Below are 23,347 nucleotides of genomic sequence, written 5' to 3' on the forward strand. Positions count from 1 at the left end.
AGTGTTTTACAATAACTATACTCTAATGACAGTTAAAATTAACAACGAAGAGTAAATTATCTTCTATACAACCTAAAAATTCTTTTGCTTAAGAAGATATCTGGAAACCTTAGGAATGTGTGTCTTAATTTTAGTTATTACAAAACCCTATGACTTTGAAAGCTCGGAAATAACAATCTAGTGTATATTCATGTACTATTTCTTGATAATGTATTTTAGCCAATCATATTTTTCATTATTACATTTCTTCTTTTTCCATTTCGTCGAATACCTGTTGTGCATTTCTAAAACTATCAATTGCTGCAGGTACACCACAATATATAGCAGTTTGTAAAAATACTTCTTGGATTTCTTCCTTAGTCAATCCGTTCCGGATTGCACCGCGTACATGTAGTCTAAGTTCATGCGGACGATTTAAAGCCGTGATCATTGCCAGGTTCAGCATACTCCTTGTCTTTTTATCAAGAGCAGGTCTAGTCCATACTTCTCCCCAACAATATTCTGTTACGAGTTCCTGCATTGGCATATTAAAATCAGTAGCATTTTCAATTGATTTATCAACATATTCTGCACCTAACACACTACGACGTACTTCTAACCCTTGTTCAAATTTTTCTTTATTCATTTAATCCCCACCTCATTTTTTATTTGATGAATCACCTACTTGAATAACACCCTTCTCTATTAATTGCTTTATTGTTGCGTCGTCCACATTCTTTTCCTTTAATATTGCAATTGTATCTTCACCTAGTAATGGAGGTGATTTCTTTATCTCTAGTGGTGTATCCGACAACTGAAAAGGTAACCTCGGCAAATTTAAACCGTTTATCTTTGGATGATTTACTTTTGTTAACATCTTCATACTTTCTGTTTGTGGGTTTGTAATAACCGAAGAAATTTTTTGTATAATTGAACTTGGAATTCCACCCTCCTCCAATTTACTAATCCAGTTATTTGCAGATTCGGTAATGAAAACGTTTTGAATGGCATCATTTAATTCATTACGGTTTTGCACTCTATTAAGATTTGTACGAAAGCGATCATCTTTTATCCATTCCTCTTTACCTAATACCTTACATAACTTTTCAAATAATGAATTGTTTGAAATACCGATCATAATAGAATCGTCGGTAGTTGCATATGCTCCATATGGTGCGAATGAAGCATGGTTAGTTCCCATTTTCTTTGGTTCATCGCCTGTAGCCATAAAAGCTAGCATATGATAACCGGTCCAAAATACACCCGTTTCATAGAGTGATGTCTCAACTTTCTGCCCTTTTCCGGATTGCACACGATGATATAATGCAGAAACTACCCCAAGTGCTCCCCACATAGCGCTACCTTGGTCTAAAATAGATACAGCTGCCCTAGCTGTATCTCCATTCTCAGATCCATTAATCCCCATTATTCCAGTATCTGCCTGAACAATTGCATCATATCCTGGTTTATGGCGCTTTGCACCTTCTTGACCATATGCGGATAATGAGCAATAAATTAATTCTGAATTAATCTTCTTTAAATTTTCATATCCAAGGCCTAGTTTATTGGCTTTCTCATATCGGAGATTTTCCACAAAAACATCTGCATCTTTAATAAGATCATAAACTATATCCTTTCCCTCGGTAGTACGAAGATCAATCACAATTGATCGTTTGTTTCGATTAATGTGTAAGTAATAAACTCCTTCACCTCCCCATAGAGGACCCATCTTTCTTGAATCATCGCCAATATCCGGCCGTTCTATTTTAATAACTTCTGCTCCCAAGTCGGCTAAAATCATTGTTAAACTGGGACCGGATATATTCGTTGTAATATCTATGACACGAATTCCCTGCAAAGGTCCAGTCATAATCTTTCTCCCCTCTCTTTTAAACTTTCCTTTTACTGCATACAGTTAAAACTTCTGTAAGATTAAAAGGATGCATTACCCTTTAATTTATCCGACTCTTCCATCATTCCAATTAAATTGTCACGTGTTCTTAAAATATGTTTTCCCACAACTTTCCTTAGTTTTATAGCTTCATTATTCTTAATATAATGTATCATGTCACTATGTTCTTTATGTGATTCTTTTAAATGACCTGGTAACAGACTAGGTGTATATAAAGGAATACCTTTAAGTAGTGTGTCAATCATGCTATGGATTCTCCGCCAAGGGCAGCCATGGCGTAATATCCTATGAAAATCCGCATTTAGCTTCATAAACTCTTCTACATCTTTTTCATTATCACCTAATGGGATCATTTCTTTATATAACAGCTCTAATTCTTTTATATCTTCTTGTTCTAGGAATGGAAGAGAGCGTTCTACAGCCTCCCCCTCTAGAATCGCTCTTAGTTGATAAATCTCCTTTATATCACTTATGGAGATTGGTGTTACAATTGCACCTCGACGTGGTTCCATACGTACGAGTCCCTCAACCTCCAGTTGCCGTAAAGCCTCACGAATAGGCATTCGGCTAACACCTAGCTTAGTAGCCCATTCTTCTTGCACTAAACGATCACCTTCTTCAAAATTCCCTTTTAAAATAACCTCTCGCAACTTAGTAGTTACTTTGTATTGCAATGTGGCCCGATCCTGATCAGTTAATGAGAATACTTCCATTTTTTCACCCTTCACCTTTAAATTTCTCAACTTCATCAATTAAAAGTCAATTCGCATTTCTTTTTCCTTGCTTCGTTCACTTTATTTCAACATCCATATTATCTTCAATAACCTTAACCATTGTGGTATGGTCTAGATTCGGATTGCCTCGTCCCCACGCCTCTTTCCACAGCTGATAGGCAGCACCGGAGACTTGCATTGGGACGCGTTCATTATCGGCTAACCCTATCGCAATAGTTAGGTCTTTAACCATTAAATCAAGTGTAAAACCGCCCTTGAATTTTCTTGAAACAATTTGATTTGGAAACTTTTGCTCACTGGATAAACTTCTCCCTGTACTCGAGTTAATGACTTCTAGCATTTTAGTTGGATCTAATCCTAGCTTCTTGCCTAGCGCTAATGCTTCACCTGTAACTGCTAATGTCGTAGCGGAGATCATATTGTTTAATGCTTTAATCGTGTGACCTGCACCAATATCTCCAACATGAACAACATTTTCTCCAATATACTCGAACAAAGGCTTTACCTCATCGAAGTTCCTCTTTTCTCCACCTACCATTATAGTTAATGTACCGTTTGTTGCTTTACTAACTCCACCACTAACAGGAGCATCAATCATTCGATACCCTTTGCCAGTAACAATTGAAGCAAGTTCTTTCGTAACTGCTGGATCGGAGCTTGTCATTTCAATAAGCATACTACCTTTATGGAAGCCCTTTAATAAACCATCCTCCGCAAGTAAGACAGATTTAACAATATTCACATTAGGTACAATCGTAATAATAAATGAATAATTAATAGCTAATTGTTCAGGGCTACTCAGAATTTTCGCACCGAGCTTCTCTAAGTTGGTGGTTGCTTCTTCATTAATATCAAAAACGCCAACCCCAACACCTTTTTCAAGGAAATTTCTGGCTATTTCGTATCCCATATTTCCTATCCCTATTATACCAACCTTCATATACTTTTCCCTCCCAAAATAATTGACTCTTCTATCAACCTTATTTAGCTAGTGAATGGAACAGTTTTATTAATTCGGACTTCGCCTCAAAGCCTACACCAGGAATATCAGGTAAGCGAACATAGCCATTTTCAATTGGATATCCATCTGCAAAACCACCAAATGGTTGAAAAATACCCGGATAAGATTCGTTTCCTCCTAATCCCAAACCTGCAGCAATGTTTAATGACATCTGATGCCCCCCATGTGGTATGCACTGACGTGATGACCACCCATAGTCATTTAACATATCTAAGATACGAATGTATTCAACTAAACCATAGCTTAGGGAACAGTCAAATTGTAATATGTCACGATCGGATCTCAATCCACCATGTCGTATTAAGTTACGTGCATCCTGCATCGAAAAGAGATTTTCACCAGTAGCCATTGGATTTTTATAAAACGTTGAAAGTTCACTCTGAAGCTCATAATCTAATGGATCACCTGCCTCCTCGTACCAAAATAGATTATAAGGCTCTAAGTACTTTGCATACTCAATAGCTGTCTCTAAATCAAATCTTCCATTAGCATCAACAGCAAGAGATTTACCACTAGGAACTAATTCTAATACAGCTTCAATTCTACGTAGATCTTGCTCTAATGGTGCACCACCTATTTTAATTTTTACCGTAGAATAACCCAAATCTAAATAGCCCTTCATTTCTTTCTTTAACTTCTCAATATCTTTTTCCGGGCTGTAATATCCACCCGCAGCATAAACAAATACCTTCTCATCTACTGCACCATTCCGATAGCGATCGGCAAGTAATTGATAGAGAGGCTTCTCTTCAATTTTCGCTACTGCGTCCCATATAGCCATATCAATTATCCCTACTGCAACTGAACGTTCCCCATGACCACCAGGCTTTTCTCCCGTCATTAAAACGTCCCATATACGGTGCGGATCAAGGTTAGTTCCATCTTCATTTATAATCTCACTTTGATCAGCATCTAATAATCTAGGGATAAATCGCTCCCTTAATAGTCCACTCGGTGCATAGCGGCCATTAGAATTAAATCCATAACCTATTACCGGGTTCCCATCTCGAGTGACATCTGTTACTACTGCAACTATCGAAGCAGTCATCTTACTAAAATCAATATATGCATTACGTATATTAGAATTAATTGGTACTGACTTTTCTTTAATATCAATAATTTTCATAACATTATTCCTCTCATCAAACTATTTTTTATTACTAGATTTACATTCAATCTTATTAAACAAGCTTTTCAACGATTAATAAAAGAAGCTTTTCCTTTTTCTCTAAGGCTAATATTTTTTGTACAAAATCTCCCTGTTTAACCTTAGGACTATTACTTATTATTTAAGAAATGATTAATCTCCCCCTTTTCATAGCTGTAATTCATTTGTATTTTTCTTTTTTACTATTTGAAAAAAAATTACACCTGATGATAACGGGAAAATAATACAAGTAAGTGCGACTCCCATCCAGCCAAAGTTTGACCATATAATTCCTGTTCCTGTCCCTCCTATGGCAGCACCACTATAATAGCCAAATAAGTAAAGACTGGTTGCGCCACTTTTATGATGAGAAGCATTCATCCCTACCCATGTCGATGACATGGAGTGTGTGACAAAAAAACCCAGGCATATAATTGATAAACCAATAACTATCATTGAAATATTCACTATTAAGGTTGATAGAATCCCGACCATCATAATAATCAGGCCCAGTTTCATTACATTTTTAATTCCATAATGATCAGAAAGCCTCCCCGCCACTGGAGAGCCTATAACACCAAATATATAACTGAAATAAATTATGGAAATAGATCCAATTGTTAAATTAAACGGTTCGTTTTCTAGATAATATGGCACATATGTCCAGATTCCAGCAAATGCAGTTTGAAGCATCATTCCAAAAATAAACGCAAACAATAATAACGGATTTTTTAAATGAACAGCCATTCCCTTTAAATCTTTATATAGTGAATAACTGTTTTTTTCGAAATTCCTTGAACGTGGTATTAAAAACAAACATAATAAATTAATAACAAAGCCAATAGAAGCAAGTACATAAAAACTAAACTGCCAACTAAAGTAATCAGCAAAGTAACCACCTAAAACACGACCTGCCATTCCCCCTAAAGCATTACTAGCAATAAATAAAGAAACACACAGCCCACGGCTTCTTGCTTCTATTTCTTCAGTAATAAATGCAACAGCCACTGCTGGGAGACCGGCAAGCGTAATTCCGGATATGAAACGCCATAACAATATCCACCAAAAGTCATCAACTATTGGTATTGCAATCAGAGGAATAATTGATAGCCACATCGTAACCCTCATAAGTTTAGTTCTACCTTTTCTATCTGAAAAAAATCCAAATACAAGTATGCTAATGACTAAGGAAAAGGTCGTAAAAGAAAGTGACAAACTCGAAACAGTAGGTGAGACATTGTATTCCCGCGAAAAGATTGGTAACAATGGTTGTACGTTATATAAATTAGCGAATATAAAGAAGGAAGCTAGCGCTAAACCAATTGTTAATTTCCAAAATTCCGGTTGGTTCCTTCTATACCGTTCTTTCTCTGTACACATTTCTTGCATTTCGTTCAACCCCTAGCTAGCTCCGTCTTTCAAAAAATGATACCTAAAGCAATTTAAACCTGCCGGTATTTGGCAATACCATCTTCATATAAATCGCCACCATATATATCATTTATTACGACTACAGGAAAGTCTTCAATTTCCAACTTCCTAATAGCTTCCGTTCCTAATTCTTCATATGCTATTATTTCAACACTTTTGATTGATTTCGTAATAAGTGCTGCAGATCCTCCAACCGCTCCAAAGTAAACTGCCTGTTGAGTAACTATTGCTTTTTTCACTTCTTCACTTCTATAACCTTTGCCAATCATTCCTTTTAAGCCCATCTCTAGCAATTTTGGGGTTTGCTTATCCATCCTACTACTGGTCGTTGGTCCAGCTGATCCTATTATCTGGGAAGGTTTTGCTGGTGTCGGCCCTACATAGTAAATAACTTGACCACTTACTTCAAAAGGCATAATACCTCCAGTCTCAACCGTTTCAATCATTCGCTGATGTGCTGCATCTCTTGCTGTATAAACAGTTCCTGTTAATAAAACTTTATCTCCTGATCTCAACGTTTTTATTTGCTCCTCTTCAAAAGGAACCTTAATGGTTTTAGGCATTTTAAAACTCCTTGTCATAAAGTTATTTGTTTATGTCTACTCGCATGACAATTCAAATTAACCGCTACAGGTAACGCTGCAATATGGCATGCTTCTGCTTCAACTTTTACATCCAACGCAGTTGTCGTTCCTCCCATCCCTTGAGGCCCTATCCCAAGACGATTTATTTCTTCAATTAATTCTTTTTCTAGAGCAGCAATTTCAACGTCTTCATGGCGTTCCCCGATTGGACGGAACAACGATTTTTTAGCTAAGTAGGCGCAACGTTCGAAGTTTCCACCAATTCCTACGCCAACAACTAGCGGAGGGCATGCGTTTGGACCTGCAACCTTGACGATGTCGAGAATATAGTCTTTTATCCCTTGTAACCCATCAGAGGGTTTTAGCATTTTAAGATCACTCATATTCTCTGCGCCACCACCTTTTGCGGTCATATGAATTTCTAGTCGGTCACCTTCAACAAACTCAATGTGAATAATGGCCGGAGTATTGTCATTAGTATTCTTTCTTCCTAGTGGGTCATGAACAATTGAATTACGGAGATAACCTTCACCATACCCATTACGCACGCCTTCATTAATGGCATCAGTCAGACTACCTTCTATAATTTGACAATCCTGACCAAGCTTAACTATGAAAACTGCAGTTCCCGTATCTTGGCACATTGGAACATGTTCAATTGATGCTACTTCCGCATTTTCAATGAGTTGATTCAATACATCTTTCCCTGTATCAGATTTCTCAGTTTTTAAAGCATTATGAAATGCATTTACAACATCTTCTCCAAGGTGATAATTAGCTTCTTTACACATGAATGCCACTTTCTCAACTATATCTTCATATTCAATTTTTCTCATGAGAATCTCCTTTCCTTACTTAACGAAAAGTTAACTTGTTGCTACAATATAAAACGTTCCTAATCCTTGAGCCACCAACTGATTATTCTCATCTTTAATACTACAATCAGCAATTACCGTTTTTCTTCCCCAGTGTAAGACCTTTGGGGTAGCATACAAAAAGTTACCTTTTCCTTTTTTTATAAAATTCATTTTGAGTTCCTGTGTAAATACCTTTTTCCCTGTTGCTATCTTATCAAGGATAAAAAAACCAATAGATACATCAGCAAGTGTATAAATAGAACCACCTTGAGCGACCCCATATATGTTTTCGTTTTGCTTTCCTAACTCCATAACAAACCCTTCATCAACCTTACTAATTCCTAAGAATCTGCCTAGGTAATGCATAGAATGATCTTTTGGTTCCATGAAAGAATCTATAACATGGCTAATATGTTTCAATTCATCCTCTAGTAATTCCGGTAACTTACTGACAATATTGTCAATTGCTGTTTGCTTGGTTACACTTGCATCTATCATAGTATGAAAAATCCTTCCCGAACTAGTTATAAACAAAGCTGAAAACAGGTGTATCTTTTTTAACAGGTTAATCTGTTGCTTTGGTTGCTCTCATTAGCTCTTGCACATTTTCTAACACATCTAATGCCATGACCTTATCTGCAAATTCTTCTCGCTCATTCTCTGGAAGTTTTGTTGCAAGTTTCTTAAACTTCACTAATAAATCATTAGGAGTTACTGGATTTTCTGGATCTCCTTTAGGAAAGTCTGTTTTTTTCACTATTGTTTCTCCTGATTTTAAATGAATTTCAACTTCTGCTCCCCACCTATCAGGATATAATCTATCAATCTTTTGATCCATTTCGACGTCCACAAGTTTCATTAATGCGCGAATATCTGCATCCCAGAGCGTTACATTGTTAAATTGATCAAGACCACCTTGACCATTTAAGAGCGCTAGTGCAGTACAATACTGCAGGCTGAATTTAGACGCGTATTCCGTTGTAGGTTCATCATTATTAGTAATATCGATAGCTACTTGATACGTTTTAACGGTAATTCTTTTTATTTCTTTAGGGTTGATTGATGTCTCATTTTTATAGTCAATCATCAAGTCCATTGCATGGTGCGTATGTCGGCATGAGGCGTGAATCTTATACGAATTTTCAGTTATTTTAAATTGCTTGCCGAGCTTGTTGGTTATTTTTTTAATGTCATATTCATTACTCATTGCATTTAAGAATCCACGGTCACCTTCTAATATCTTTCGTGCTCCAGTAAATCCTTTTTTAGCTAGCAGAGCACTTATAACACCATTCATTGCAGCTTTCCCAGGATGGAGTTGTTTTGTCATAGCACCATCTTCAATAAACTCCCACAAACCGGCCGCCTGAGTGCCAGCATTTCCCAGTGTATGAATGATTTCTTCTTCATTAAGCCCAAGAAGTTTAGCACTAGCTGTAGCAGAACCAAATGTTCCACAGGTTGCAGTATTATGCCAATAATAGTAATGTGATGGTGTAACCGCTTCCCCAATTCGATAACAAACTTCATATCCGGCAACTACTGCCACAATAAGATCTCTTCCGCTTAATTTTTTCCACTCTGAAATAGCAAGTGCAGCCGGAATAACAACTGTTGCTGCATGTATAATCGATGCTTTATGAATATCATCTAACTCGACGATGTGACTTGCAGATCCATTTACAAATGCTGCATTTATAACAGACGACTTACCACCAGTCATCAAGGTTGCCTGAGGTTCGCCTCCCATTTCTCGAATCAACTCATCTATCATTTTAATTGGAGGTTCTGAGGACCCAGCAAAAACCGACCCAAAATAGTCAAGTATACAAAGTTTTGTAAAAGAAATAACTTCTTCGGGTAAATCTTCATACTTAGTTGAAATAATATATTTAGCTAACTTCTGACTCAATTCCAAGAAATCACTCCTATCTTTTATTTCCTTTAGAAGGATCGAGGTAGCCCTAGTACGTGCTGTGCTACATAACTAACAACCAGATTATTTGTAACTGGAGCTACTATAAACAGGCGAGCCTCCCGGAATTTACGTTCTATATTATATTCAGTAGCAAATCCATATCCACCATACGTGGTCATTGCTGCATTTGCTGCCTTCCAGGTTGCTTCCGAAGCAAGATATTTAGCCATGTTTGCTTCAGCTCCGCAATTTTCTCCTGCATCAAACATCTCAGCAGCTTTATCGCGCATTAATTTAGACGCCTCTATATCCATATAAGATTCTGCGATTGGAAACTGAACACCTTGATTTTGTCCAATTGGTCGATTAAATACCTCACGTTCGTTTGCATATTGAACAGATCTATCAACAAAATATTTTCCATCCCCTACACTCTCCGAAGCAATAAGAATTCGTTCAGCGTTCATTCCGCTAAGCACATATCGAAATCCTTTTCCTTCTTCTCCAATTAAATTTTCTACAGGGATTTCTGTATTTTCGAAAAACACTTCTGTAGTGGCGTGGTTTATCATTGTTTCAATCGGACGAATTGTAATATTTTCTTTCTGGTCCTTCATATCTAAAAGAAATAAACTTAACCCATCAGTCTTTTTCGCAGCTTTTTCTTTTGGAGTTGTACGAGCTAAAAGCAACATTAAATCTGAGTGCTCTGTACGGGAAATCCAAATTTTTTGACCATTCACGATATATTTATCACCCTTGCGCACTGCAGTTGTAGTTATACTAGTTGTGTCACTTCCTGCAGTAGGTTCTGTTATACCAAATGCTTGCAAGCGTAATTCTCCACTGGCTATTTTTGGTAAATAGCGCTGTTTTTGGTCTTCATTTCCATGTCTAAGAATAGCTCCCATTGTGTACATTTGGGCATGTCCAGCTCCGGCGTTACCACCCGAACGATTAATTTCTTCTAAAATTACTCCAGCTTCTGTTAGTCCAAGGCCTGCACCACCATACTCTTCTGGAATCAAGACCGATAACCAGCCCTCTTCAGTTAAAGCTTTAATAAATTCTTCCGGATACTCTTTCTTTTCATCAGTTTCCCTCCAGTATGATTCAGGGAACCTTTCACAAAGCGATTTCACACTACTACGAATCATTTCTATTTCTTCTTTTGTACTCTTTACTGTTTTCTCTTTTTCCATTTTAATAAATCCTCCTACTTCCCTTGCCAAACTGGTTGGCGTTTTTCATTAAAGGCCATTATTCCTTCGAGTCTATCCTCAGAATTTGCGCATTTATAATATTGATCTAATTCAATTGTTAACGCTGTATTAATGTCAGTCTGCAATCCATTATTAATAGCTTGTTTAATTGACTTTAATGCCAAGGGAGAATTTTTACCTATATCTCTTGCTACTTCAAGGGTTTTATTAAGTAGTTCTTGAGAAGGCGTTACTTCATTTACAAGTCCAAGTTCTTTTGCTCGTTGCGAATTGATATGGTTTCCCCGTAATAGGAATTCTTTCGCAAGTCCTACAGGAATTGTTCTCGGTAATAGTTGCGTTCCACCTACCCCCGGAATGATTCCGATTGTCACTTCCGGCAAACCCATTTTGGCATGATCAGACGCGATACGGAGATCACAGCTTAATGTCAACTCCATCCCTCCACCAAGTGCATACCCGTTTATCGCCGCAATAACAGGATAAGGAAATTCTCTTAACATTTTGTATGCGTTCTCAAAAATATCGTGTTGATGTTTCCATTGATCATTTGTCATTCCATTACGTTCTTTTAAGTCTGCACCTACACAAAACCCTTTTTCTCCCGACGCGGTTAATACTAATACCCGGATATCTTTGTTTCCCTTTAATTGATTTAAGCAGTTAATTAATTCAACACCCATTTGTGTATTTAATGCATTTAAAGATTCGGGCCGATTTAATGTTAATACATAAACTCCCTTCATTTCATCGTCTTTATGCAATGTGATCGTTTCCCAATTAGTCAAGATTGCTTTCCCTCCTAATGCTTATTTTTTGATGGAACTGGATATTTTCGGTCATATTTCCCAGCTTTCAACACACTACTTGATAGTTCATGACCTAAGATTTCTCTTAGCTTAGCTGAAGTTACAATTAAATCATCTAAATTGATACCAGTCGATATTCCCATATTATGCAGCATGTGAACAGCATCTTCTGTGCTAACATTCCCTGTTGCACCTGGAGCAAACGGGCACCCTCCCAGTCCACCGAGAGCTGTGTCAAAGCTTTGTACTCCAGCCTGTATCCCAGCTAGAATGTTCGTTAACCCCATCCCTCTCGTATTATGAAAATGAAGATTAAACCGCTGTTCCGGGTGTTTTTCATTCAGGGTTTTCATCAATAGGTAGACTTGTTTAGGATTTGCCATCCCTGTTGTATCCGCAAGAGTTACGATGTTTGGCTTTCTTTCTATGATTTTATTAATGATAGCCTTAATACGGCCCGTAGGTATTTCACCCTCAAAAGGGCACCCGAAAGATGTTGCAATTGAAACATCTAACTTTACATTTCGTTCATCACAAAATCCTTTAATAAGTTCATAGTTCTTAAGTGACTCTTCTGTTGTTTGTCTAACATTTTCTAAATTATGAGTGTCGCTCGCAGAAAACACAAAATTCAGTTGTGAAACACCGTACTCCACCGCTCTTCTTGCACCCTTCAAATTAGGAACCAATGCAACAAGATTCATACTTACATACTTATCCAGTCTTTTAAACAATTCACCCGTATTGGCCATTTGAGGGACAAACTTCGGATGTACAAATGAACCGATTTCAAGTGTTGGAACTTTCGCTTCGATTAAATTGACTGCTAAATCATATTTCTCGTCCACAGAAAGAAGTTTATTTTCCAGTTGTAGGCCATCTCTTAACATCACATCATTAATTACAACCTTTTCCACCAATTCCATATATAAACCCTCCCTTCGCGTTACTTAACCTCTCCAATTTTTATACGACGCCATAACAATAGTATATTGGATACAATATACTATGTCTACAATTCTGAATAATTTTTTTGTTTAAATATTTCAATTAATACTTTCGGGTGTGGGTTGCGATAATTTGATGCTTTCTGGTATATCGTAGTATTTGGGATTTAATTGTTCTGTTACCATCATTATTTTATTTGTTATTGAACCATTCTACCTATCATGTAATCTAATATAGATTAAGTTTAGCCTTTTTAAGTTTAAAATTGTCTATAAATAATCTGGTTTGAAATCATAGAAGAATTATCATCAGACAATTGCGTTTATTAAGTATTCCCTTATATTTCAAGCGGTTCAATATTTGTTCTATAACATCTTTCATTGAAAACTTGTCACTAGGTAAGCTGTCTTGCAACAGATGCGTTTCTTTTCTTCAATAGTGACGGGGATTGTTACTCCTTTCCTTGTAAGCTAGGTAATAACTCATGGTGTAAAGAATATCGTTAATATTTAAGTCTCAGTTGTTAAACGTCCCATTTCAACGGTGTATCGATACCGATCAGCATGGTAATAAACTCTGGCTACATTAATAGGATCCCTCTGCATATTAAACATAGTATACTCCGAAAATAATACGGGATCAGCTACATGTATCCCTAATTTTCCTGCAACCACTTCATTTGCAGCAATTGCCTTAATAGTTTGAGTGGCTTCATAAACAGAATCCTTTCCTTGGTCAATTAATTCAATTAAAGAATGTTTTTCCAGTGAATTTTCTTCAATATCACGTCCAATTTTCAAGGGTAAAAAATTTAAAGCATAGCTATTAATTTGATTACCAATCGCTCTGACCCGTTCCAATTGGATAATTGTATTTTCATTATCAGTGAGTTTAAGCAGTTGTTTGATTTCTGAATTAGCTGCAATTTCCTTTTTTTGAAACTGTATGACTCGAGCCGGTAATAATTGAAAAATGATATCCTCTACATAACCATTAAAACTGATTGGCTTTAATTTTACGTTTTGATTAACGAGTGTCCCAACACCTTGTTTTCTAATTAACATACCTTGTGATTCTAGAATTTTCAAAGACTGTCTGATTGTAATTCTACTCGTGTTAAATTCGCTACACAATTTATTTTCAGTTGGTATCTTTTCGCCTGGTGGATATGCACCAGACATTATTCTATTTCTTAAATGATTTGCAATCCTATAATATAGGGGAATACCAGTATACATTCCAACACCACCTATTTTCGCTTAAAAAATCAATTGTTTCGGTTCAAAATCCAATGCAGGGATATAAGGTGTAATAAGTACTGTTCTTCACCTCAACCCATTTGAAATCTCAAATACTTTAAATTTATATAATATTAAGCAATTTCACAATTACTCTTTTAAAAAGTACAAAGACCTGCAGAATTTTTTAAATGAGATTTAAAAATTTCCTGTACGCGTTACGATGCCAAAGTGAACTTTTTCGCATTTCTTCATCGATAGTACTGTTTTGATGAAACTCTGAAATATACAAGACCAAAGAGGTAGCTGCTTTTCCGTCATTGAGACTGCCAGATGAAAAGGAACCGTATAACAATATACCATCGGCAAAGTGTCCCTTAAAGTCCTACCAAAAGGTATTTTTTCCTTCTCTGTTGGTTAACAAGGGATAAGAAATTATACAATTTGAAGAAGCATTCATAGGATCGATAAACAAACTTTCATTAAACCTAACAAAGAGACCATTTCTCTATACTTTTAAAAATCCTCAATATAAAGACTCTTTTTTACGAATCCCATGATTAAATATGGAACTACCATATGTCCCCTATATGTTAATGAATAATGACCAAAATAAGCAACTACCAATTGAACTAAAATCGACTTTTAAAGAATTAAATTTACTAAAATATCTAAGAAAAGTTGGTATAACAAAGTCTTTCGTGTATTCATTTTACTACCTTTTCTTATTGATTTTTTTGTTCGATCATTGAAAACAAGAACTAGTTTCGATTTTTTGAGAGTAAGAAATCTACCGATCTTACTGCAAAAGATTCCGTATATCGTTTCTTAAATCAGTCTACCTTTGCGTGGAGGAGATTTCACTGTTCCACAGTAGTCATACGATTGGGAAAGTAACAAAGCTAACGAATCACAATCGTCCGAAAGTGCTGATATTAGATGATCTTCGTATGATCGAAATCTCAATAAATCAGTTGAGTTACTAGCCCGTTGTTTTGATTTGACCATGCATATCAAAAGATGTGTTTTTTGCTTACCCTTGTTAGTCAGATGGTGCGACTTTCATGCTAGTGGATTTTTCTTTATTAAGCTCAAAGAAAATCCAAATTAATGGAATATCATCAACGGTGGATAAACGAAGTGTAGATGCGCTACAAACGGCACCAGAACAAATACCTAATATGATTGAACGTACCAAAAACCGGCATCGATGCTTCTTATGTGTGTTAATAGAATCTTTGTTCACTTATTAGCCACTCGTTAAGAATATTAAAGACCAAGGGCCTGAGGTAATTGGCATGGTTAAAAACGAAACAGCGGTACCTTGTGGATGGAAATCGTGAGACATTAAAGCAACTTTATCGTTAACGAAGCCAACGAATGGAAAAAAGCTATTCTTAGTTCTATCCATACGACCATAAGCTAACGAAGTTCGCATTAAAGTTGTCATTGTTCATAATCGTTAAGCCTTGAAAAACAGATTGGCTATTTTACATTTGGAAGTAAATAGGTTTTGTAAACGTTATTACATCAATCTTTTTGATATATTCATCTAGTTGTGCATGATCAATCATTTTCGGATTACTTTTATATCGGTATCGAGTGGATGAATGTATTCCTTGAACACAGTATTTATTGGCTATTATTTCCCTTATAGTCAGGGATTTGGTTCCGGACTACCATACCCTAACTTATAAGTGTTTTGATATATTTTCTAAAGTGGAATTTCCTACCTTTCACAAATTTTATATGAATTACTTTTCTTGGTACCTACTGAAAATTTAATGCTAAAACCAGTGTTATATTTTTTATATAACCCCACGTATAAGACCACCGTCTACACTTATGGATTGTCCAGTAATATAGCTTCCTTTTGATGAAACTAAAAAGGTCACCAAATCGGCTATTTCCATTGGCTCGCCCAACCGTTTTAACGGCACAGCATTAGCAACTTCTTGTAAATATTCTTCTTGAGAAACACCCAGCTTTTCTTGTTTATCTTTTGCTAAATCCAATCTTCTAGGTGTTAAAAATCGACCTGGACAGACATTGTTGATTAATATCTGGTCCTCAGCAAGCTCTTCTGCCAACGTCTTTACCATGGGCATCAGGCTTCCCTTTGTAGTATTTGAAATCAGTTGATTTGGTGTGGGTTGCTTTCCGCTAGCAGCACCTGTAACAACAATACGACCGTTACCCTGTTTTTTAAATTCAGGTACAACAAGCTGAATCGTATTAAAGAAAGAAACCACGTTCAAATTCCAATTCCGACTCCAATCTTGTACACTTAAATCCATTAATTTTCCAGGATGACTTATGCCAGCAGCATAGATTAATATATCAATTTTTCCAAATTCACTAATTATACATTGAAAAGCTTTCTCCATTTTTTCGTGATCGATAGCATCTACTTGAATGAATGATGCCTTTTCACCAACCTCATTTTCCAAAGATACTACAGCTTGTTCTAAAGGTTGTTTCTTACGAGCCGAGATTACAACCTTTGCTCCTTCTACCAACAAACTTTTTGCACATGCACGACCGATGCCAGCACTTCCCCCAACAATCCAAGCAACTTTTCCTTTCAATTCCAAATCCATCGTTTGTCCCCCTTATTTAATTGGTACTCCTATCAATGGCCAGTAAAAATAAGCAAATAAAACTGTTACAATCATCATAAAACCCGTTAGAAGGCTACCAGCTTTAATCATGTCTTTAGTAGTATAATAACCTAAGACAAAAGTTGCCATATTAGAGATTGATTGGGTTGGGAAAATATATGCCATACTACTTGCGACAACAGATATCATTCCTACCCAAACAGGATTATATTGTGTAGCAATCGCAAATGTAAGTGCCACTGGTAACAATGAAGCAATCATCGCAGCAAAATGCGTAAATCCTATACGAATTACTACAAATAGAAACATTATTGTCATTGCTAGTGAGAAAGCCGACAAATCAATTAGAAAGAGAGCTGCAACATCAGATAACCACACAATTACACCGCTTTTTTCTAGAGCTGAAGCAATTGATAATCCAGCAGCAAATAAAAGCGGTATACCCCAGTCAATTCTATGCATTGCTTCTGTCCAGTTCAGTAAATTTATTCCTGGAACAAAAATAAATACACCGGTAAGACACGCACTCATTGCAATCGACATTCCATGAAACTCTTTTGTCATCCATAACAATATTAATAGAAGATAAAGCATTACCAATTTTTTTTCGCCCATTTTCATTCTTCCGAGCTTTGAATAACTCTCTTCAAAAAAGCTTTGTACTTGCTTAATACGCTTTTGCTTTGGAGGAAATAGTAATGTTAAAATGAGCCATAAACCAATTAAAGTTACAATAATAATTGGTAGCATTAAAATCATCCAATGTAAATATGACCACTGATAATCAACCATGCGTTCAAATAAACCTGAAGCATAAATTGCACCATTAGATCCGGTCATTAAAAGAATGGTGCAAATCCACGGAACATAAGTAATTGTTAAAATTATAATTTTGTTAAAGTTTGCATCTTCTTCCTTCTTTAAAGCACCAATTAAACCAGTGCTAACCGGTAATAAAACAGTTAAGCGCGCCATTCCGCTTGGAATGAAGAAAGTCAACAAAAAAGCAATACACATCATTAAAAAAGAAGTTCGGTTAGAGTAACCTTTTGATTGTTTTAATAAATAAAAGGTTACTCTACGTCCTAAGCCTGTTTTTTCAACAGCAATCCCCATACTAAGCATTATGATAACAAGCCAAACTATTTCACTACCGAGCCCTGAAGCAGCTTCTCCAAATGTCAAAATTTTGAATAGTGAAAATAAAACAATTATTAGTATACTTGTAACAGCGGGATGAATTATTTTGGTTAACCATAAAACGATTCCTAAGGACAAAATAGCAAGAGTTGTCACTCCTTGGTCCGGCATTCCAAGTGGAACAGGTAAAAAAGGTGAAACAATCATAATACAAACTATGAAACCTATAATTCCGTATGTTTTAAAGAAATTTTTATGTTGGTTACTTATATCACCTTTGTAGCATTTTATCATTTTAACTACCTTCCAATCCTCCATTCCCATTTGATAATGCGATTATGTCTTTAAAAGAGTGACTTTCTTCCACATTCCATACACTATTTGCCAGAATATTAGAATGAGATTCTCCAATAACCTTTTTAGCCATGGCATGATACTTTTCTTCAATCTGTTTATCTGATAGAGGATTAAAGACAGTTCCACTTGCAAATGGTACGTGGTATACAATAGTTTCCTTATCATTAAATACAAGGGTTAACTTAGCTTCATATTCTTTGTACTTAGGGTTTACCTGGAGAATAATTTTTTCTCTCAACATTCGTATTTCCGGGTCGCAAACCCTTTTATCAGTAAATTGATCCGGACCACATCTACCAGCTTTTAAACCGACAGCGGCACAATGAAAGACGCTAAACTTCCCTTCTAAACCTGTTCGCGGATTGGTTTTTCCTGTTACATCCGGAACCATCTGATTAACTTCAGCAATAATATGTTTAACTTTCCCTACTTGCTGTTGATATTTTGGGTGAAGGGCTATTGCTGCATCGATAACCGGATGAGTTACAACTCCACAGGGATAAGGCTTTACACTGTTATTGGTGATTTCAAATCCTTCCCCTAAACCTATGATAACATCTTCCAAATCACTTTCATCTGCATTCACTGCAAAATACCCGCGCGGATGCTCCAGAACGTCCATCGCACTAGTAAACCCAGATTTCACCAGCAGCGCTGCATATAGTCCGCTCATAGCAGCCTTTCCTGGATGGGCTGATTTTGTCATTGTTCCGAACATACTACGCAATCCACTCGCATAGGTTGCAGCAATACCGAATGCCTGTTGCATTTGTTCCACCGTTAGACCTAGTATTCTACCAGCTGAAGCCGCCGATCCAAATCCACCAGCCATACCACTCATATGCCAACCCCTTTCCTCATGTTTCCGAAACAATACACGGCCAATACGTGTTTCCACTTCAAATCCTAAAATAAAGGCTTGCAATGCTTCTTTCCCTGTAACATTTTCCTTTTCTGCCAAAGCTACAATTGCCGGCCAAACTGGCGCACTTGGATGAACAAAACTGTCTAAATGTGTATCATCGTAGTCTAGTACATGTGACATAAATCCATTAACATATGCCGCATGTAACATATCTATTTTGGCATTCCGCCCAACCACTGATGCATCATTAGAATGTCCAACTACATCTGCTGTTTGAAGGATGATATCAACACCTTTATGAGTTGACCCCCCCAAGGCAACACCCAACCAATCAAGCAAACAGCGCTTCGCCTCATGAAGCGTTTGTTCGTTAATTTCTTCATTTTTGGTTGACACTACATAATCGGCGAGTGTTTTTGTAATATCCATCTTCCCATCTCCTTTTATAGTCACTTAAATCAAGGCAATTGGTTCCCCTTTAACTACCACTCAGTTAATTTCCCCTCATTTATTACTTGTTTTCCGTCTAGCCATACGCATGGCTTCATTAACAAACCATCTAAGTGTGTTTTACTATACGTATTTCCTCCAAGTGTTTGGTTATCCCCAATTGCGAAGTGAATCGTACCAAGCATTTTTTTCGATTCCTGGGAATTATCCCCAAGACGCGCTTCCCGATTCGTTCCAATAGCAAACTCCGCCAGATTAAAGGAGTATTCATCACCCTTTTCATTTAAAAATTTGAGTAAGCGTTCTGCTTCATCCCCACCAGATATTTCCACTACATATCCTTTTTCGACTTTTAGTCGTATGGGTGTAGAGATTCGACCCACATGGTGCATACTACCATCGACAACAATCGTACCATTCGCTGTACCTTCTAAAGGTGCACAGGCAACTTCTCCATCAGGAAATGCTGCAATTCCCCTTCTCTCTGCAATAATACCGGTTAACGGAAAGGATGGACGACCTTTTAAACTAAACCGAATATCTGAACCGTTTGCGGAAGTTACATGGACTTGATTACATACATCTAGGTCAGCAGAAATTTTTTCGGAAATATCGGTGACTTCCTGGTAGTCTGCTGTAGCCGCTCCAGTTATCAGTGAATTCACAGTGATTCCTCCCATGGCCAAGTAACGAACCCCGTTTTGCAATGCTTCCCGAATAGCATTAGTATGAGTAATAGCCGTTGAGCAAGCGGCAATAATCAAATCTGCTTTTAGCACTGCGCTTGCAGCCACGGCAGGTGGCTCATTTCCAAATGACGCTAGTGGTGGGATCATTACTAAAATCGGTATTGCTTGTTGATTGTGAACAGCAGTTACAAGTCCATCCTGAATTTGCGAATCAACCTTACTGTCTGTTAAAATGACAACTGTATCATTCTTTTTTACATTCATTTTAACAGGAACAGCTGCGTAGCGAAAAATTTCTAATTTCATATTTGAACCTCCATTTATAGAAAAATTAGGTTGATCATCCCCTTAAGGGGAAGATCAACTACTACCCTATAAACTATTCCCCTTTCCAAAAACCCTCTTTTTCTTTCAATTCTGACTCCGTTTCTTTGTTTGCTTTTGCATATTCTTCCGGAGAAACGTACTGAATTTTAGCATATTCATCTAATTCCTTTAAATCATTTACATATTCAGGATTTTCTACTGCCTCCTTGAATGCATCGACAAGTTTTTGGTAACGTTCTGGATACTTCTCTTTCACTTCTGCTTGTGTCCACAATCCGTATGAAGAGGAGTTGTCCGGAATGTCAAAACCTTGCTCTTTAAATGTTTTTGCATTGTCTGTTATTTGCTTCCATTTATTTGTTGATTGTTGAACACCAATCACCCGTGTTCCGTCATCAATACCCAAACTGTTGAACACACCGGCGTGAGTAAAGTCTACCTCTCCTGACAGCAAAGCCTTCCTTGCGTCACTCCCACCACCATAAGGAACAATATTAAACTCAACTCCTGTTGCTTCTTCCAATTGCTTTAATGCCAAATAATTGTTACTGGTTTTGCCACTGACACTTGCAGTTAATGTACCGGATGGCTGTGTTTTTGCATATTCAATCAATTCGTCTAGATCTGCCCATGGTGCATCATCTTGCACACGAATCATGCCTGGATCAATTGTCAAACCTCCAATTGGAACAAAATCTTCAAGAGTATAATCCACTTCCTGATTTAAATAAGAGAATTCTAAATGTGGGTTGCCGTGAATCATTATAGTATAACCGTCAGGCTTTGCTTTCGCTGCCAATGTTGAACCAATAGCAAACCCACCACCTGGTTTGTTTTCCATTATAAAATCGGTACCAAGTGCCTCCTCAAAATATGGCTGTAATTGTCGAGATGAAGTGTCAAATCCGCCGCCTGCACTAGATGGCATAATATAGCGAATATCATCATTTGGAAATCCATTTGCTGCTTCCGGTTCTCCTTCTGGTCCGGCAGATCCCCCCTCTGACCCATCATTACTTCCTGAGGATGGTTCAGTCCCACCGCAAGCAGACAACAGTAAAATAACCACTGCCATCATCAAAATCACCCATTTGTTACAAAAAATATTTTCTTTTCCTCTCATCATGCTTTCCTCCCTTTTCTTGAATCTATATTAAATGATGACTACCGACCTTTCAGCCTCTGAAACCCCTTCTTAATTAGACCTGAAAAGAGACTGACTACGATAATCGCCCATAATACCAGTGCTATTGTTGAACCAAAAAAGTAAGAAATTTCTCCTTGAGACAGCATGTATGCTCTTACAAAGTTTCCTTCAGCTATCGGCCCCAAGATCAGTGCAAGAACTAGAGGTACTACCGGATAATCGTTGATTCTCATAATGACCCCAATAATCCCGAATAAAAACATTAAACCGATGTTAAATACAGAATTGCCAACTGCAAATGCTCCAACTACGCAAAGCAACAAAATAATGGGAACTAAAAAATATGGTGGCACCCTAGTAATTGATACCATAGGTGTAGCCAGCAGGATACCTATTGGCAAAATCAGAATACTCGCCAACCCAATAGCCAAAATTATTGCGTAAGCTTCCGGTGCCTGATCAACCATTATTTGCGGCCCCGGTCGAATACCATTCAAGTAAAACGCAGCTAACATAATCGCTGCTGTTGCACTCCCAGGTACTCCAAGAGTTAGAGTGGGAATCATCGTTCCACTGGTTACTGCACTGTCACAGGCTTCTGATGCAATAATACCTTCTGGTGCTCCCTTCCCAAAAAAATCCTTGTTTTTTGAACTTTTCTTAGCAATTCCATAACTGATAAAATTTGAAGTAGCAGTCCCAACTCCCGGAATCATACCGATTCCTGTTCCTATTAATGCAGCTCGGACTATATCTTTCGGATATTTCAAAGTTTCCTTAATACCTTCAATCACATCCTTAAATGACGTTTTACCATGATTTATATTTTGAGTTACTAAGCTAGTCTTTTTTGATAAAAAAATCATTTCGGTAACAGCAAATAATCCGATTAGAATTGGCACAAACGGTACACTATCATACAACTCAATAAACCCTAGTGTGAATCGTCCTTGTGCCAAAGCTGGATCCGCAGACATTGCTGCAATAAGCAACCCGATTGTTGCAGATATTGCACCTTTTCGAATATTATCACCAACGATAGTCGCTATTAGCGTTAACCCGAATAATGCTACTAAGAACATTTCTAAAGCTCCAAATTTCAAAGCTATTGTCGACATCGGTGTAATTAAAAGTAGTACGATGATTGCTCCAATAACACCACCTAATGACGATGCTGTTCGAGCGATACCAATCGCAATAGCGGCTTTTCCTTTTTGTGCCATTGGATATCCATCCAATGCCGTAGCCGCTGCTCCCATAGTTCCAGGTGCGTTAATTAAAATTGCCGGTACGGCGCCAGCAAATTGAGCCCCAGCATAGATAGATGCCATAAAAATCAAAGCTGCTTCCAAATCAAGCCCAATTGTAAGTGGCAACATTACTGCCACAGCATTTGAGGATGAAAATCCAGGTAACGCTCCTACAACGAAACCAACCAAAAGTCCTAAAACCAAAAATATTATCGACTGTACACTAAAAAGTATTGACAAGCCACTTACGATATTTTCCAATTTCCTCCCCCTTTTCGGGTTAAAAGGTAGCTTAACATTTTAAGAATATGTAAGCGTTTACAAATTATTTAAAAATTAGATCCCATAGGCATTTATTACAACTACAATTGAATTAACTCAACCTTTAATTTTATAACCACTTAGCAATTGAAGTAGTGTTCAGAGAGACGTTTCAATATTCTTCTAATTTTATCGCTTAAAACATAATACCCGTTGGGAGTGGTAATTTAAGCAAGACTTCAAACAACATATAACTAAAACTCAACAATAGCACTAGATTAGCGATGAATAAAATTGGCCGCCTTAATCCTAATAAATAGAATAGTACTGCTAAAAAGAAGAATGTTGAAACATAAAAACCCAATTTATCAATACACAAAATGTATATAAGCAACGTAATACCACTAAATAATGGTTTTTTCCATTCCCTTACAAAGGA

At 37.0% G+C, this 23,347-nt stretch carries 21 protein-coding genes and 1 pseudogene; 1 reads left to right on the forward strand and 21 read right to left on the reverse strand.

Annotation, left to right across the window (positions count from 1 at the left end):
- Window positions 1–238: 238 nt before the first annotated feature.
- The 14 genes from pcaC to ACOI1D_RS15660 all read right to left on the reverse strand — a co-directional run bounded on the left by pcaC (window position 239) and on the right by ACOI1D_RS15660 (window position 13,801).
- A complete protein-coding gene (gene pcaC, locus ACOI1D_RS15595) occupies window positions 239–625 on the reverse strand; it encodes a 4-carboxymuconolactone decarboxylase (protein ID WP_422502414.1) in 387 nt (128 codons plus the stop codon).
- A 12-nt stretch (window positions 626–637) separates the two neighbouring features.
- Window positions 638–1,849 (reverse strand): CaiB/BaiF CoA transferase family protein, encoded by a 1,212-nt coding sequence (locus tag ACOI1D_RS15600; protein ID WP_422502416.1) that lies wholly within the window; start codon window positions 1,847–1,849, stop codon window positions 638–640.
- Window positions 1,850–1,911: 62 nt separating this feature from the next.
- Window positions 1,912–2,634: a GntR family transcriptional regulator gene (locus ACOI1D_RS15605; protein WP_422502418.1), complete on the reverse strand. Its 723-nt coding sequence runs from the start codon at window positions 2,632–2,634 to the stop codon at window positions 1,912–1,914.
- Between the two features lie 46 nt (window positions 2,635–2,680).
- On the reverse strand, window positions 2,681–3,565 hold the full coding sequence (locus ACOI1D_RS15610) for an NAD(P)-dependent oxidoreductase (protein ID WP_422502420.1): 885 nt from the start codon (window positions 3,563–3,565) through the stop codon (window positions 2,681–2,683).
- Between the two features lie 40 nt (window positions 3,566–3,605).
- On the reverse strand, window positions 3,606–4,772 hold the full coding sequence (locus tag ACOI1D_RS15615; protein WP_422502422.1) for a mandelate racemase/muconate lactonizing enzyme family protein: 1,167 nt from the start codon (window positions 4,770–4,772) through the stop codon (window positions 3,606–3,608).
- A 189-nt stretch (window positions 4,773–4,961) separates the two neighbouring features.
- Entirely contained in the window at window positions 4,962–6,182 is a 1,221-nt protein-coding gene (locus ACOI1D_RS15620; RefSeq protein ID WP_422502424.1) for an MFS transporter, read from the reverse strand.
- A 53-nt stretch (window positions 6,183–6,235) separates the two neighbouring features.
- The gene (locus ACOI1D_RS15625) at window positions 6,236–6,787 is read right to left on the reverse strand and encodes a Fe-S-containing hydro-lyase (protein WP_422502427.1); all 552 of its coding nucleotides are present in this window, start codon (window positions 6,785–6,787) and stop codon (window positions 6,236–6,238) included.
- Window positions 6,788–6,801: 14 nt separating this feature from the next.
- On the reverse strand, window positions 6,802–7,644 hold the full coding sequence (locus tag ACOI1D_RS15630) for a fumarate hydratase (protein ID WP_422502429.1): 843 nt from the start codon (window positions 7,642–7,644) through the stop codon (window positions 6,802–6,804).
- Between the two features lie 30 nt (window positions 7,645–7,674).
- Window positions 7,675–8,163 carry a PaaI family thioesterase gene (locus tag ACOI1D_RS15635; RefSeq protein ID WP_422502431.1) on the reverse strand — a complete coding sequence of 163 codons (489 nt, stop codon included), beginning with the start codon at window positions 8,161–8,163 and terminating at the stop codon, window positions 7,675–7,677.
- Window positions 8,164–8,230: 67 nt separating this feature from the next.
- The gene (locus ACOI1D_RS15640) at window positions 8,231–9,583 is read right to left on the reverse strand and encodes an MmgE/PrpD family protein (RefSeq protein WP_422502433.1); all 1,353 of its coding nucleotides are present in this window, start codon (window positions 9,581–9,583) and stop codon (window positions 8,231–8,233) included.
- A gap of 26 nt (window positions 9,584–9,609) precedes the next feature.
- The gene (locus tag ACOI1D_RS15645) at window positions 9,610–10,785 is read right to left on the reverse strand and encodes an acyl-CoA dehydrogenase family protein (RefSeq protein WP_422502434.1); all 1,176 of its coding nucleotides are present in this window, start codon (window positions 10,783–10,785) and stop codon (window positions 9,610–9,612) included.
- 14 nt (window positions 10,786–10,799) lie between these two features.
- A complete protein-coding gene (locus tag ACOI1D_RS15650; protein ID WP_422502435.1) occupies window positions 10,800–11,594 on the reverse strand; it encodes an enoyl-CoA hydratase/isomerase family protein in 795 nt (264 codons plus the stop codon).
- 14 nt (window positions 11,595–11,608) lie between these two features.
- Window positions 11,609–12,541, reverse strand: coding sequence for a hydroxymethylglutaryl-CoA lyase (locus ACOI1D_RS15655; RefSeq protein WP_422502437.1), 933 nt, complete (start codon window positions 12,539–12,541; stop codon window positions 11,609–11,611).
- 531 nt (window positions 12,542–13,072) lie between these two features.
- Window positions 13,073–13,801 (reverse strand): GntR family transcriptional regulator, encoded by a 729-nt coding sequence (locus ACOI1D_RS15660; protein WP_422502438.1) that lies wholly within the window; start codon window positions 13,799–13,801, stop codon window positions 13,073–13,075.
- Window positions 13,802–14,391: 590 nt separating this feature from the next.
- Between ACOI1D_RS15660 and ACOI1D_RS15665 the strand changes: the two are divergent.
- A pseudogene (locus ACOI1D_RS15665) lies at window positions 14,392–15,264 on the forward strand (IS4 family transposase); the annotation flags it as partial.
- Between the two features lie 345 nt (window positions 15,265–15,609).
- Here ACOI1D_RS15665 and ACOI1D_RS15670 read toward each other — a convergent pair.
- From ACOI1D_RS15670 to ACOI1D_RS15700, 7 genes are all read right to left on the reverse strand, one after another.
- Complete coding sequence (locus ACOI1D_RS15670) at window positions 15,610–16,401, reverse strand: SDR family NAD(P)-dependent oxidoreductase (protein WP_422502440.1); 792 nt, start codon at window positions 16,399–16,401, stop codon at window positions 15,610–15,612.
- Between the two features lie 12 nt (window positions 16,402–16,413).
- Entirely contained in the window at window positions 16,414–17,856 is a 1,443-nt protein-coding gene (locus ACOI1D_RS15675) for an SLC13 family permease (protein WP_422502442.1), read from the reverse strand.
- 1 nt (window position 17,857) lies between these two features.
- A complete protein-coding gene (locus ACOI1D_RS15680; RefSeq protein ID WP_422502444.1) occupies window positions 17,858–19,213 on the reverse strand; it encodes an MmgE/PrpD family protein in 1,356 nt (451 codons plus the stop codon).
- Window positions 19,214–19,266: 53 nt separating this feature from the next.
- Window positions 19,267–20,229 carry an aminopeptidase gene (locus ACOI1D_RS15685; protein ID WP_422502446.1) on the reverse strand — a complete coding sequence of 321 codons (963 nt, stop codon included), beginning with the start codon at window positions 20,227–20,229 and terminating at the stop codon, window positions 19,267–19,269.
- Window positions 20,230–20,302: 73 nt separating this feature from the next.
- Entirely contained in the window at window positions 20,303–21,373 is a 1,071-nt protein-coding gene (locus ACOI1D_RS15690; RefSeq protein ID WP_422502448.1) for a tripartite tricarboxylate transporter substrate binding protein, read from the reverse strand.
- Window positions 21,374–21,414: 41 nt separating this feature from the next.
- A complete protein-coding gene (locus ACOI1D_RS15695) occupies window positions 21,415–22,908 on the reverse strand; it encodes a tripartite tricarboxylate transporter permease (RefSeq protein WP_422502449.1) in 1,494 nt (497 codons plus the stop codon).
- Between the two features lie 196 nt (window positions 22,909–23,104).
- A partial coding sequence (locus ACOI1D_RS15700) for a tripartite tricarboxylate transporter TctB family protein (protein WP_422502451.1) occupies window positions 23,105–23,347 on the reverse strand: 243 nt, incomplete at its 5' end.

Source organism: Virgibacillus sp. DJP39, from assembly GCF_049310925.1.
In the GTDB taxonomy this organism is placed as follows: Bacteria; Bacillota; Bacilli; order Bacillales; family Amphibacillaceae; genus Virgibacillus_F.